Origin of the sequence: Chitinophaga sp. OAE865, assembly GCF_040546735.1 — a bacterium.
In the GTDB taxonomy this organism is placed as follows: Bacteria; Bacteroidota; Bacteroidia; order Chitinophagales; family Chitinophagaceae; genus Chitinophaga; species Chitinophaga polysaccharea_A.
Genome location: NZ_JBEPOF010000001.1, coordinates 5338336 through 5352485, shown reverse-complemented (window position 1 = coordinate 5352485; position 14150 = coordinate 5338336). Strand labels below are relative to the sequence as shown.

The following is a 14150-nucleotide window of genomic DNA, read 5'->3' as shown; positions in this document are numbered from 1 at the left end:
GGTGTCGATGAACGACTGCTACGGATAGCATATCGCGTTCAAAGATCCTTCCCTTGCATCACTGAGGACTACCTCGAACATGGATGTACCAGACATAGCGGTTGTTTTATCCAGTACGCCCCATGTCGTTGCTCAGAAGAAAGGTAATACCCTTACGCTGCAGAAGAAGCCCGGAGAACGGTCTTCCTGTTCCGGTTAAGCCGCCGCCTTGAATGATTGTTTGTAAAACTCCACCCCCGGAGCCGACGCGGGAAATTTTTTTTTGGCATTCGTGGGTAAAAAAACAGCACGAATGTATCTATACAGGGTGGGCTAAACTGCCTGCGTTTTTTTTTAATCACATGACCAGTTGTGTTTTTATCAACCCGATCACTAAAATAATTTCCTTATACAGCCTGTAGCAACCAACGGGCGCTTTACAAGTTCAGATCTTACATCCATGTGTAATGGGAACAGTGGATGATTACTATTATTTAAAAGTGAAATAACATGCTTCGAAAACTACTATTTCTGTTCATGCTTTTAACAGGTATGATCACTTCCGTTTACGGGCAAAAAGGCCAGGTGAAAGGAAGGGTCACCGATGAGAAGAACAGTCCGCTGCCTGGCGTCTCTGTATCGGTAAAGGGAACGCACGGAGGGACGATGACGGACAAATCCGGGTATTATTCCATTTCCATTCCGGACAATGCGGTATTGTACTTCAGTTATATCGGATATCTTTCCAAAGAAGTCCCTGTCAACCACCGCGATTCCATTAACGTAAGCCTCTCTCCGAAAGACAACGCCCTGGGCGAAGTGGTGATAACAGGTATGGGCAACAAGCTGGATAGGCGCCTGTACACCGGGGCCACCACGCAGATTTCCGGAGAGGCTGCCCATATCAACGGGATGGCCGATCCCAGCAGAGGGCTGGAAGGAAAGGTGGCGGGTGTTACGGTACAGAATGTAACAGGCACCTTCGGCACCGCTCCCAGAATACGCATTCGCGGCGCTACCTCCATCTATGGAAACTCCAAACCTTTATGGGTGCTGGATGGCGTGATACTCGAAGACGTGGCGGACGTGTCTGCGGACGCACTGTCTTCCGGAGATGCGCTCACACTGATCAGTTCCGCCGTGGCGGGGCTAAACCCAAATGATATTGAGAGTTTCCAGATCCTGAAAGATGGCTCCGCTACCTCCATATATGGTGCAAAGGCCATGTCCGGAGTGATCGTGATCACCACCAAAAAAGGATCCGCCGGCCGCAGCTCCATGAATTATGTAAGTGAGTTGACCTACAGGATAAGGCCGTCGTACAACAACTTCAACATAATGAACTCCCAGGAGCAGATGGCCTTTTACCAGGAAATGGAGAGAAGGGGATGGCTGCGGCTGTCGACAGTTTCCAATGGAGCCAACAGCGGCGTTTACGGTAAAATGTTTGAACTGGTGAGCGCCGGTAAATTGCTGAATACCGACGCCGCCAGAAACGCGTACCTGAGGGAAGCCGAATATAGAAATACAGACTGGTTTGACATGCTGTTCAACAATAATATCGTTCAGAACCATTCGGTTAGTTTGTCTTCCGGGAGCGCCAAATCGCAATACTATACTTCCGCCAGCGCCATGACCGATCCGGGATGGACGCCGCAAAGCAAGGTCAATCGCTATACGTTCCTGCTAAACGCCAATTACAATATACTCGACAACTTAAAGTTAAACCTCATCGGGAATGGTTCGTTCCGCGATCAAAGAGCGCCCGGAACACTTGGCCAGGCGATAGATGTGGTAGCGGGCGAGGTGAAAAGGGATTTCGATATCAATCCCTATCTCTTTGCGATGACTACTTCCCGCACGCTGGACCCTAATACCTACTATACACGGAATTACGCGCCTTTTAACATCATGCAAGAGCTGAGCAGCAACTATATGCAGCTTAAAGCCACAGACCTGAAGTTTCAGGGTGAATTAAAATGGAAAATAATACCAGGCCTGGAAGTGGCCGCACTGGGCGCCTTCCGTTACCAGTCTGCCGCACAACAACACCAGATCCTGGATAATTCCAACCAGGCGTTGGCTTATAGGGCTCAGCCTACCACAGTCATCAGGGACTTGAACCCGTTTTTATACAAAGACCCCACGATCCCTTACGCCGTACCCGTTCCAGTGATGCCGGAGGGAGGTATCTACCAGCGTTATGACTATGGCATTTCGGCAAAGGACTTCAGGTTTACCGTCCAGTATGACAAAATATTTAATGAGAAGCATACGTTCAACCTCTTCGCGGGCACTACGATCAACAACACAGAAAGAAGGAATACCTGGTTCAGGGGTTGGGGAATGCAATACGGAATGGGAGAAATACCTTTTGTGGATTACCTGGTGTTCAAAAAAGGACAGGAGGAAAATGCCCAGTATTATTCCCTCAGCAATACGCGTTCCCGCGAAGCGGCTTTCTTCGGAACGGTGAACTATAATTTCGACAGGCGTTATACCATTAACGGAACGTTGCGTTATGAAGGCTCCAACAGGCTTGGCAAAGCAACGTCCGCCAGGTGGCTGCCCACCTGGAACATCTCCGGTGCCTGGAACATACATGAAGAAAAATTCTTCGAACAATGGAAACCCGCTCTTTCAACGTTGACATTAAGAGCATCGTACAGTCTTACAGCAGACAGAGGGCCAGCGTTTGTGACCAACTCTCAGGTGGTCATCAATAGCTATAATCCATGGCGCCCTAACACTCCGGACAACGAATCGGGGCTGAGAATTGAGACCTTGCAAAACTCAGGGCTTACCTATGAAAAAAAGCATGAGTTGAACCTTGGCCTGAACGCTGGTTTTTTCAATAACCGGCTGAATATAACGGCGGATGTGTTCAGGCGCAACAATTTTGATCTGATAGGAGAGATCAATACGCAGGGCGTGGGAGGCGAGATCTTAAAATACGGAAACATAGCCGATATGAAATCGTCCGGCATGGAGCTTGGCATCACCGGGGATATTATACAGGGTAAACGGTTTTCGTGGACTTCCAATCTCACCTATACACATGTGACCACAAAGGTCACCAACCTGAAAACAAGTTACCGTGTGATAGACCTGATCAGCGGAAACGGGTTTGCCCAGGTAGGCCGGCCTTCGCGGGGGCTTTATTCCATTCCGTTTCTGCGGCTGAACAACGAAGGGCTTCCCGTATTTCTTGATCAAAATATGGAGGAGACGACCACTGGCGCTTATTTCCAGGAGCGCGACAAAGTAGATTTCCTGAAATATGAAGGACCTACGGACCCCACCGATTTCGGCGGGTTCGGCAACACCCTTACCTATAAGAATTTCAGGCTGAACGTGTTCGTCACTTATTCATTTGGTAATGTCATACGCCTCGCGCCGGTGTTCCGGACCGAATACACCGATCTCTCCGCCCTTCCTCAGGAGCTGAAGAACCGCTGGGTAGTACCGGGGGATGAAGAGCATACGGATATCCCCGCCATTGCCAGCAAACGACAGACGCGCACGTATACTGACCTGAAATACGGCTACAATGCTTACAATTTTTCCACCGCGCGCATCGCCAGAGGGGATTTTATCAGAATGAAGGATGTTTCGCTGACATACAGTTTTCCGAAAGAAAAGATCGAACGGTTGAAAATGAATTCGCTGTCGTTGCGGGTGAATGCCACTAACCTTTTCCTGATCTACGCGGATAAAAACCTCTATGGCCAGGACCCCGAGTTTGTGAACGTAGGCGGAGTAGCTGCGCCATTGCCCAGGCAGGTTACCTTCACTTTAAACGTTGGATTTTAATCAAAAATATGAACGCATGAAAAAGGCAGCAACAATAAAATACCGGTGGTTCTTCCTATTGCTTTTACTTCCGGCTGTTTCCTGTAAAAAATACCTCGATGTATTGCCGGACAACAGGGCGGAACTGAATACCAGCGAGAAAATTGCCAAAATGATGGTATCGGCGTATTCCACAACCATATACGTAGTACCCGCCGAAATATCGTCGGACAATATGGATGATTATGGCAAGGATGATCCAAATACGAACAGGATGTATGATGAAATTTTTTTCTGGAAAGATGTGACAGAGACGGGCAATGATTCGCCAAACAGTCTATGGTCGGGCTGTTATAGCGGTATCGCCAGTTCAAACGAGGTGTTGAATGCGATCAAAGAAGCAGGAAATCCTGTTTCGCTCAACCCCGTAAAAGGAGAGGCGCTGGTGGCAAGGGCTTACAATCACTTTGTGCTGGTAAACATGTTCGCGCAGCATTACACCAAAAAATACGGCGCTACGGACCTGGGCATTCCATATATGACATCGCCTGAACAAACGCTGGACCCGAAATACAAGCGTAATTCAGTGGCGGAGGTATACGACCTGATCAAAAAAGACCTTGAAGAAGGATTGCCGCTTATAGACGACCGCCAGTATGGAAATACGCCGAAGTTCCATTTTAACAAGGCCGCGGCCAATGCATTCGCCGCCAGGGTTTACCTGTACACGCAGGATTGGGAAAAAGCCATCGCATATGCAAATGCTGCCATCGGTGTCAATCCTGCTGGCAATCTGCGCGACAATGCGTACTTAAGCAACCTGACCGGAGAAGTGGAGGAATTATCTAAATTTTACACAGGCAGTAATATAAAAGCCAATTTAATGATACAACCTGCCAGTTCCGAAGCCGGGCTTGTTTATGGGCGTTATAAGTTTGGAACGCGCTATAGCCACGGGACATTTATTTTACGTACGGAAACCTTTGGGTCCCTTACTCCCTGGGGATCGAACACGCCATGGGATTATGTGCTCAAATACTTTTCATTTGAGGCAACTAACTTTAATAAAGCCCTTGTTCCCCGGTTGCCTTACCGTTTTGAAACTACAGATCCTGTTGCGGGGATAGGATTCTCGCATACTGTCTACGCGTCTTTTACTACCGAAGAAACGCTGCTTACGCGCGCGGAGGCGTATGTTCACCTGGGGCAATATGATAAAGCGCTGTCGGACACGCGTTACTGGATTAAAAACTCGCTGAGTAGCGACCCCGGCGAATTTACCACTACGACTGTCAATCAGTGGGCCGATGGCCTGGCGTACTTTACGCCAAGAAACCCCACACCTAAGAAAAAATTAAACCCGGAGTTTGTTATCAGGGATAAAACGGAAGAGAACATGTTGCATTTCGTATTGTTCATCAGGAGACTGGAAACCATGCATACCGGCCTGCGGTGGTTCGACGTAAAACGTTACGGGATCGAGATCACCAGAAGAGTGATCGTATCCGGTAAAGTTGGATCAACAGACGATGCTAATACACTGAAGACACGGGATAATCGCATGGCCATGCAATTGCCACAGGATGTGATCAACGCAGGGATGCAAAAAAATCCCAGATAGTTTTATAACGAAGAAAACATTTCCATATGAAGTCTTTTCCATTTATATGTTTACTTTTCCTGCTGTCAGGAACAGTATTTATTTCCTGCAAAAAAGAAAAACTCGATTCAAAGAGTGTCATCACTGATCCCGTTGCCGGTGAGCCCACCGCGCTGGATAAATATATTCTCAGAGAATTTGTCACGCCCTATAATATCCGCATCCTCTACAAATACGTGGACGCAGAATCCGATATGGATTATAATCTCAGCCCCGCTGATTATGAAAGCTCCGTGCGGATGACCCGGCTGATACAGTACCTGGGGATCGGCCCTTACGATGCCGTAACGGGAAGCAAGGAGTTTATCAGAAGCTGTTTTCCGAAATTGCTGAATTACATCGGTTCGCCTGCCTACAATAATAACGGTACCGCCATATTGGGCACCGCCGAGGGCGGCTTGAAAATTAACATGTTCTATGTAAACGGGCTGACGGCGGAAAATGCCTCTAATATAGATTATCTGAATAATACGTACTTCCATACAATACATCACGAGTTCGGGCATATTCTTAACCAGCTGAAACCATACTCTAACCGTTTCAGGGAAATTTCAGGTACTAAGTATCTGCAGGATGACTGGAGGAATATAAGTTTGGATGAGGCCCTCGAAAGAGGCTTTATCTCCGCTTATGCCAGCAAAGAAGCCGTTGAAGACTTCGTGGAGGTAGCATCCCTCTACATGATTATGAGCGCGGAGGATTGGGAAAGCAGGATATCCAGCGGAGGTAGTGAAGGAAAAAACATCTTGCTGGAAAAAGCAGAGATCGTAAAAGAATATTACCAAACGTCATGGAACATCAGCCTCGACAGCATGCGGAGTGAAATACTGAAACGCCAGGCCAACCTGGACAACTTTGATCCGCTCAATATCCGGTAAGTATTGCCATCACATTTTAAACATACGAGAACTATGAAAAGATATTTTTCCGGCCTGTTCGGTTTGGTTTTTCTCCTCCTTTTTACAGGCTGCGTGAAGAAGCCGGAGGATGTTTTTAGCCAGAACAGCGCTGAAAGAATGGATGCGGCTCTTCAAAAAGCGTCCAAAGCACTGCTGAACAATAAGAAAGGCTGGATAATAAAATACTTCCCCGACCTGGAATTTGGCGGGTTTACCATCTTTGCGCTGTTCAAATCGGAAAATGAAGTCACGCTGACATCAGACTTCGGTGAAAATGAGATTACCAGCAGCTATGCTGTCCTGCCTGAAGCCGGACCACTGCTCACCTTCAACGGTTATAACAAGGTGATAAACGTGTTTACTGAACCTGGAGCGGACAACGGCGGAATAGGAAACCCCGACACCGGGATGAAGGGTGATTTCGAGTTTGTTATATTGGAAGTGACGGACAAAAAGATAACACTGAAAGGTAAAAAAACACAAAATATCATTGTGATGGAAGCGATACCCGATGATAAAGACCCGGATGAAATAGCCGGGGAATACCGGAAAGCCAGCGAAGCCTTTAGAGCGTTTCAGCGATTTAAAGTAGAGACAGCGAAAGGCGAAAAAGCGCTGAAACGAGGTTTGCTCGACGTCGGTTGGTTCGATCAGCTTGAATTATCTACCTTCCAGCTTCCAGATGACGCTAACAGCGAACTGCTGTCTTTCCGGGTAACTCCCGGCGGCCTTGAGTTTTACAAGGAGTACGAGCTGGAAGGTATAACGTTTCAGCAGTTATCTTATGTGTCACCGACCGCCGGTTATCCCCTGGGATATTATACTAATGATAATAAAACCATCAAGATCGTAGCAGTGGAATAGTAAAATGCTTCTCTGAAGAACAGTATTTTGATCATAAGCCCCGCTCAATAGCGGGGCTTATAATGGATGTGGATATTTTTTTTCTTATTAAACGCTGCCAGGCAGCTATCAAGGGGCCTTCCATCTTTATAGATACAATCACAAAATTCTTCGCATGCTACAGGGTTTTTGCTTCCAAAGCATTGGTTTCTGCATTCGGCTTCGGAGTTACCAGGTCCAATCTCCCATAAATAGAAAGTACCAATTATTATAAAGGTCAAAATGGCGATGGAACCACCAAAAAATATGATTCGAAGGCGTATTCCTAAAGGCTTTTTTATTACAGGCGGATCGGTTTTAGGCTGCTTGAAAGGTAAAAGATATTTTAAGCGATCATAGTTCCAGAGTAATAAGAATAAACATCCTAACAATAGCATTGTATTGGCCCGGGTACCTGCAAAGCGGGTGGCATACGTTAGCACACATATGTTTACTATCACGGGGAAATACATAAGCACCCCCATAAAAGAAGTTCTTGGGATAAGAATTAAAACAGCAATTATGATTTGAGCAATTCCAATAAACGTATAATAATACCCCGTTAAATATAATGCGTCAAAGTAATGTCCTAAGGGGTTATTCGACGGTAATCCTTCAGCGAATCGCTCTCCCATGACTTTAACCAAACCGGTTGGAAAGAAACTCGCAGCCAGTACAATGCGACAAAAAAGAGCAAACCCCTGAAACCATTTATCAGACTTTGCTTCATGGTATATTTCTTCAATGCTGCTCATAATCACTAATCAATGATAGTTACCTGAAACACTGGAATTCACATTGGGCTGTTAATACAGGTTGCATTAAAACTCATGCTTTCTTGCGATTGAATAACAGGCTCAATAGAAAATGAAGAACTAAAGCTATGATGGTCCAGTACACAGCACAGGCAAGAGCCCGGATGGGAGGTGCGCCGTCAGGATCGTTGAATATTTGTGCCAGGGGACCCACCAAAACAATTTTAACAGGATACAAAATGGAGGCTAATGTGCGCTTCCAGGCTATTGGGGAGTTAGTTCCCGCGAACCAGTCGCCGTTTACGGGCACCAAAATCAAATTAGAGATAATCATTAAGGCAAATGCCGAAATGAGAAAAATGAGGACGAATCTTTTCCGTGAAATTTTCATACTACTATGTGTTTATAATAGATAGAAAGCACTTTGAAATACAAAGTAAATGCTTTTACTTTGTATTTCAAAGTATTTAAAGAAAAAACCTGGTGGGGCCTTGAACAGGCTATTTTTTTTAAATAAGCCATACATATGATTATAACAACTGTATACCTGGCTTTTATAGAGTGTACCTGAAAAAAATAAAAGAAGGGAATTAGAAGAAAAGCAAATCGATCATTTATTTTCGATTTACGAGAGAACAGACTATAAGAACATAGCTCACGTTATGTTTTTTAAGTAAGCATATGTCCCGGCATCTCTTCAATATGATCTTTTTAGCTATCTTTACCTGTATCAATCAATTACCATATTTTGTTCCGTGAACAGCAGGCAAAAGAGAGCATGCTATTAGCCAATATAGCAGAAGGGGACGAGCAGGCCTTTGCATCCGTCTTTCAATCCTATTACAAGGAGCTTTTCCATTTCCTCTATAAGTATACCGACAGTGAACAGGAACGGGAAGAAATTATACAGGAAACATTTATCCGGGTATGGCTTAACCGCGACCGTCTCCCCGAGATCGTCCATTTCCGTGCCTGGTTATATAAAGTTGCCGCCAGGGAATTCCTGTTGTTCCTGAGAAAAAAACTGCAGTATGGCCGGGTAATGGAACAACATCTCAAAGTGCCGCTATCATTGGTGCATACGCCACAGGAAGAAACACAGTTAAACGAAGTACAGCGCCTTGTGAATGAGGCTATCATGCAGCAACCGCCCCAGCGGAGAAGGATCTACCAGATGAGTCGCCACGAGGGAATGAAAATACCGGATATTGCTGCAGCGCTGTCTATTTCGGTGAATACCGTCAAGAATTCGCTGACCACCACCCTGCGCCAGATCCGGGAACACCTTGCCCGGCAAGGATATTTCGTTTCCCTTCTGGCTATTTTATTCTTTTTTTAATTTTTTTTGAAACAGCGTAGTACCAATTCCGGTCAGATGTTTCTTATATGGTAATACTACCCTGACAAGGGCGGCAGTTGTACATTTTATGAACAAAGAAAGACTACAATACCTGCTAACCCGTTACCGGGAGCGGTCAATAACAGCGCAGGAGACACAGGAACTGCTTGATGCCACGGCATTTCCGCCGGATGAGGAATTGCTGGCGGCCGTGGCTACCCTTATGCAGGAGGATGCAATGGCGATTACCCCGCCAGTGCCGGAAAAAGACTTACAACCACTTATTGCCAACATATTGGCAGTGGACAATACCCGCATTGCAGAAAACAAAAACCAACCATCCATTATTTACCGCCTGTTCGGCAGGCGGCGTACAGCGGCTGCGGCCATACTTATTGCCGCCGCCCTTACAGCCGCCGTATTCTATGTATTACCCCGTTTGTCATCCATTAAACCTACACCTGTTGCCGGGAATATATCTGCCGGTAAGCAAGGTCCTGTCCTCACCCTGGCCGACGGGACCAGGGTGACGCTGGACAGTGTATCCAATGGTGTGGTAGCCGTTCAGCAGGGCGCCCGCGTAGTGCTGAAAAATGGCGCATTGGCTTACCACCAGGAAAATACTTCCGCCGGGGAAACTGCCTATAACACCATGGCTACACCCAACGGCAGAAAATTCAGTATTGCCCTGCCCGATGGAAGTATTGCCTGGCTTAATGCGGCCAGTACTATCAGGTATCCTACCAATTTTACCGGTACAGAAAGAGCCGTGGAAATTACAGGGGAGGTATTCCTGGAAATAGCTGCCAGGGCAAATCAACCGTTTAAAGTATACATTAAAAATACCGGGGAAATAACCGTACTGGGCACTTCCTTTAACATAAATGCCTACAACCCGGCACGCGTTAAAGCCACACTGCTGACCGGGAAAATCAGCCTTTCTGCGGGTAAGTACGCCCATAAAGCGGAACAGGTAATACTGCAGCCAGGAGAACAGGCCCAGATAGAAGAAAACGGGGAAATCACAAATAAAAAACAGGTCAATACAAAACAGGTGACCGCCTGGCGATACGATCTCTTCAATTTTGAGGATGCAGACCTGGAAGAAGTACTGGGACAAATATCCCGCTGGTATGATGTAAATATCATTACCTCCGGACCGATCCCCGACATAAGGTTTGGAGGACAGGTAAACAATGCTACTCCTTTGCCTGATTTGCTGGATATACTGAAAGCCTATGGTGTTAACTGTAAGCTGGAAGGGCGAAACTTAGTAGTCCTTCCTATACCGGCAGAGAAATAAATTTGTTACGGAATACCTTATTGCAATAGCAGCTCAACGCGCTATATAAGCGATCGTATGCCTATTGCGGACCAACCATTATATCATCAAATAATGCATTAGATGCAAACAGGATTTTATTGTCAATCACCCGGAACAGGGAAGGCACTGATTAGCAGCCCCCCTGATAAATTGTTACCAGGGAGGAAAATACCGGTATTCCTTATCAGCTGCCTGCTGCTGATGATCACTTTCTCCAGCTATGCACAATCCGTTACTTTAACGGTGAAATCAATGCCCCTTAAAAATGTGTTGGACGCCGTAGCCCAGCAAACCGGTTACGTTACGTTCTATAAACAGGGCATGCTTAACAGGAGCAAACCGGTTTCCATAACAGCGAAGAATATGCCGCTGAGAGACTTCCTGACGGCTATACTGGCCGATCAGCCGCTTACCTTCCGCATTGCTAACAAAACCATTGCACTCATGGTAAAAGAAGTTCCTCCTTCCCAAAGCGGGAATATTCCGGGGGAGGGCGATCATGATCTCAACGGGCAGGTGACCGATAGCCACCGGGTTCCCATCATCAATGCCACCGTGCAGGTGAAAGACACCAAACAGGCTACCAAAACGGATGCTGCGGGTAATTTCCAGCTAACAAACGTTCCCGCGGGCGCCCGGTTACTGATCAGTTGTATCGGCTTCAAACCCGCTTCTGTGGAAGTGCAGGGCCGCGGCGCCATCACTGTGGTGCTGGAAACAGATATCGGGGAACTGGGCGGCGTAACGGTGAATGCAGGTATCGTGTCAAGGAACAAAACCACTTTTACCGGCGCTACCAGCACCTTTACCGGCAATCAACTGAAAGCCGTCAGCAATGGGAACATTATACAAAGCCTGAAAACACTGGACCCATCTTTTATCCAGGTAGAGAACAGCCAGTTCGGATCTGATCCTAACCGCCTGCCTCAACTGGAAATACGCGGTAAGAGCGGCATCAGCACTGCTAATGTGAATGATGCATTTAAAAACGATCCCAATCAACCGCTGTTTATCCTGAACGGTATGGAAACCACGCTACAGAAAATTGTGGACCTGGATATTAACAGGGTAGCCAGCGTTACTGTTCTGAAAGACGCGGCATCTACCGCCCTGTATGGCTCCAAAGCCGCCAATGGGGTAGTGGTAGTGGAAACAAAAAGACCGGTAAACGGTGTCATCAGTATTTCTTATACGCTCGACAGCCGCTTCGAATTTCCGGACCTGAGCAGCTATAATATGATGAACGCAGCAGAGAACCTGGAGTTTCAACGCCTGAGCGGCTTCTTCTCCACTGAACCTAATTTAAATCCCTTTGCCCAATACGACCTCGATGCCATTTACAACAAGCGCAGGGAAGCCATTGCCGCCGGCAATGACTACTCCTGGCTGAATGTGCCTTTACAGAATGCCTTCACCCACGGGCATAACCTGTATATCGACGGCGGTGATGAAAAGCTGGCATTCGGCGTGGGGTTTAGCTATAAGGATCAGCCAGGGGTATTGAAAGGATCAGGGCGAAAAACCTATGGCGCCAATATCGACCTGAGCTACCGCTATAAGAAGCTGAACATCACCAACCAATTGTACATCAACGGGTACGCCAGTACGGAATCGCCCTACGGTTCTTTTAAACAATACGTGAACATCAATCCCTACTTCAGTTACTTTGATGAAAACGGGCAACTCAACAGGAACAGGTACCTGGCAAATGAATACTGGCAGGATGTGCGATGGGATATTGTGAACAATCCCATTTATAACGCATTGCTTAACTCGCACAGCGGAGGCAGCAGCTTTGCCATCCAGGATAACCTGGCCCTGATCTACGACATCATCCCTTCGCTCCGTTTTTCTTCCGGCCTGCAGGTATCGAGAGAATCCACTGCCAACAGTGCCTTCATTTCGCCTGCCGATACCCGGTTCGACAATATCGACGTCCTGCAACGGGGCACCTACAACAAGCAGGAAGTAACCGCTATGAGTTACCAGGGCAATGTAATGCTTACCTTCAATAAAGTATTGGCTGGGAAACATAGTATTACCGCTAATCTCCGCTCAGAAGCACAATATAATAGCTCCCGCAGTGAAGGCGTTGCCGCCGTCGGGTTTCCGGATGTAAAAAAATTTAACCTGGCCTTCGCTTTTTCATATCCGCCCAACAGTCAGCCGCCTTACCAGGAATACCGGTATGCACGGTTCAGCAACCTGGTGAGCGTTAACTACGCCTTTGATAACAGGTATTTTGCCGATTTTACCTATCGCCTGGATGGCAGCACCTCCTTCGGTTCCAACAAACTGTTCACTCCTTTTACTTCCGCCGGTATCGGCTGGAACCTTAACAGGGAACAGTTTATGTTGCCCCTTAAAAAAATTGACCTGCTGCGCCTGCGGATCAACATCGGTACCAGCGGAAACCAGAACCTGGGCAGCTTTGCTTCCACTTCTGTATACAACTATATGCAGGGAACAAATTTTTATGGACTGAGTTATAAACTCACAGCCCTGGGGAACCCGGATCTTGACTGGCAAAAAACCTTGCAAACAAGTGCCGGTATTGATCTTGCTATGTTCAACAAGCGGTTCAGCGCCACGCTGAATGTTTATGAAAAAATAACAGACCCGTTAATCATCTCCGCAGCCCTGCCCGGTTCTTCCGGGGTTGCACAGCTGCCGGTTAACATCGGTTCATTAAGCACCAGGGGAGCAGAAGCTATTTTGAATTATGCCCCCATCTCCAATGAAAAAAAAGACATCATCTGGAACCTGATGTTAACAGGGAGCATTCTTAAAAGTAAATACGCCAACATCGGTAACCGGCTCGATTACCAGAATGAAAAATTCCTCAGTGAATCAAACCTGATCCGTTATCACGACGGGTATAGCCCGGATGAAGTATGGGCGGTGAAATCAAAAGGAATTGACCCGACAACAGGCCAGGAGATCTTCCTGACAAGGAACGGCGGCTATACGTTCAAATACGATCCCCTGGATATTGTACCATTGGGCTCTTCGCAACCTGCCGTACAGGGAATTATCGGTACCAGCCTGCGGCTGAAAGGATTCAACGTAGGGTTGAATTTCCGGTACAGCCTGGGCGCCACACTTTTTAACACCGCATTGTTCAATAAAGTGGAGAATATTTCGTCTGGTGACCTGGAAAACAACCAGGACAAAAGGGCTTTGTATGACCGTTGGAAGAGGCCTGGGGATATCAGTCCTTTCCGGGCTATCAATATCAGCGCAGATGGTACGCCTATGTCGTCGAGATTCGTACAGAAAGAGAATTTTATTTCCGGTGAATCCATCTCCTTTGGCTACCAGTTATTCGATGCCAGGAAGTCCTTTATGCGCAGCCTTGGGCTCCGGTCGCTCCGCCTGAACGCCTATATGAACGATATCTTCCGGCTTTCGAACATCGTACTGGAGAGAGGTCTTGATTATCCGTACACACGTTCTGTTTCATTTAGTCTGAATACTACTTTCTGATAAAATCCGCGACTTCGCATAAAATTATAGTTTG

General features: G+C 46.9%; 8 protein-coding genes. 7 read left to right on the top strand and 1 reads right to left on the bottom strand.

Going from position 1 to position 14150, the window contains the following annotated elements; all coding sequences use genetic code 11:
* Window positions 1-489 precede the first annotated feature (489 nt).
* Genes ABIE50_RS21405 through ABIE50_RS21390 form a run of 4 tightly spaced genes read left to right on the top strand, consistent with a single transcriptional unit; the run spans window position 490 to window position 7194 of the window.
* Complete coding sequence (locus tag ABIE50_RS21405; protein ID WP_209859840.1) at window positions 490-3792, top strand: SusC/RagA family TonB-linked outer membrane protein; 3303 nt, start codon at window positions 490-492, stop codon at window positions 3790-3792.
* Between the two features lie 16 nt (window positions 3793-3808).
* A complete protein-coding gene (locus ABIE50_RS21400) occupies window positions 3809-5392 on the top strand; it encodes a RagB/SusD family nutrient uptake outer membrane protein (RefSeq protein ID WP_209859842.1) in 1584 nt (527 codons plus the stop codon).
* 26 nt (window positions 5393-5418) lie between these two features.
* Window positions 5419-6309: a zinc-binding metallopeptidase gene (locus tag ABIE50_RS21395; RefSeq protein ID WP_209859844.1), complete on the top strand. Its 891-nt coding sequence runs from the start codon at window positions 5419-5421 to the stop codon at window positions 6307-6309.
* Between the two features lie 33 nt (window positions 6310-6342).
* Window positions 6343-7194 (top strand): DUF4302 domain-containing protein, encoded by an 852-nt coding sequence (locus tag ABIE50_RS21390; protein WP_209859846.1) that lies wholly within the window; start codon window positions 6343-6345, stop codon window positions 7192-7194.
* A 44-nt stretch (window positions 7195-7238) separates the two neighbouring features.
* Here the strand turns inward: ABIE50_RS21390 and ABIE50_RS21385 are convergent, their stop codons facing one another.
* Entirely contained in the window at window positions 7239-7967 is a 729-nt protein-coding gene (locus ABIE50_RS21385) for a hypothetical protein (RefSeq protein WP_209859849.1), read from the bottom strand.
* A 778-nt stretch (window positions 7968-8745) separates the two neighbouring features.
* Here ABIE50_RS21385 and ABIE50_RS21380 point away from each other — a divergent pair.
* From ABIE50_RS21380 to ABIE50_RS21370, 3 genes are all read left to right on the top strand, one after another.
* Window positions 8746-9306, top strand: a complete 561-nt coding sequence (locus ABIE50_RS21380; protein ID WP_209859851.1) for an RNA polymerase sigma factor — start codon at window positions 8746-8748, stop codon at window positions 9304-9306.
* 88 nt (window positions 9307-9394) lie between these two features.
* Complete coding sequence (locus tag ABIE50_RS21375) at window positions 9395-10609, top strand: FecR family protein (protein WP_209859853.1); 1215 nt, start codon at window positions 9395-9397, stop codon at window positions 10607-10609.
* Between the two features lie 102 nt (window positions 10610-10711).
* Complete coding sequence (locus ABIE50_RS21370) at window positions 10712-14116, top strand: SusC/RagA family TonB-linked outer membrane protein (RefSeq protein WP_209859856.1); 3405 nt, start codon at window positions 10712-10714, stop codon at window positions 14114-14116.
* Window positions 14117-14150: the final 34 nt, after the last annotated feature.

Excerpts from the sequence above, each read along its gene's own strand:
- ABIE50_RS21385 (WP_209859849.1), bottom strand. The coding sequence starts at position 7,967 with ATGAGCAGCATTGAAGAAATATACCATGAAGCAAAGTCTGATAAATGG.
- ABIE50_RS21390 (WP_209859846.1), top strand. The coding sequence starts at position 6,343 with ATGAAAAGATATTTTTCCGGCCTGTTCGGTTTGGTTTTTCTCCTCCTT.
- ABIE50_RS21380 (WP_209859851.1), top strand. The coding sequence starts at position 8,746 with ATGCTATTAGCCAATATAGCAGAAGGGGACGAGCAGGCCTTTGCATCC.
- ABIE50_RS21405 (WP_209859840.1), top strand. The coding sequence starts at position 490 with ATGCTTCGAAAACTACTATTTCTGTTCATGCTTTTAACAGGTATGATC.
- ABIE50_RS21375 (WP_209859853.1), top strand. The coding sequence starts at position 9,395 with ATGAACAAAGAAAGACTACAATACCTGCTAACCCGTTACCGGGAGCGG.
- ABIE50_RS21395 (WP_209859844.1), top strand. The coding sequence starts at position 5,419 with ATGAAGTCTTTTCCATTTATATGTTTACTTTTCCTGCTGTCAGGAACA.
- ABIE50_RS21370 (WP_209859856.1), top strand. The coding sequence starts at position 10,712 with ATGCAAACAGGATTTTATTGTCAATCACCCGGAACAGGGAAGGCACTG.
- ABIE50_RS21400 (WP_209859842.1), top strand. The coding sequence starts at position 3,809 with ATGAAAAAGGCAGCAACAATAAAATACCGGTGGTTCTTCCTATTGCTT.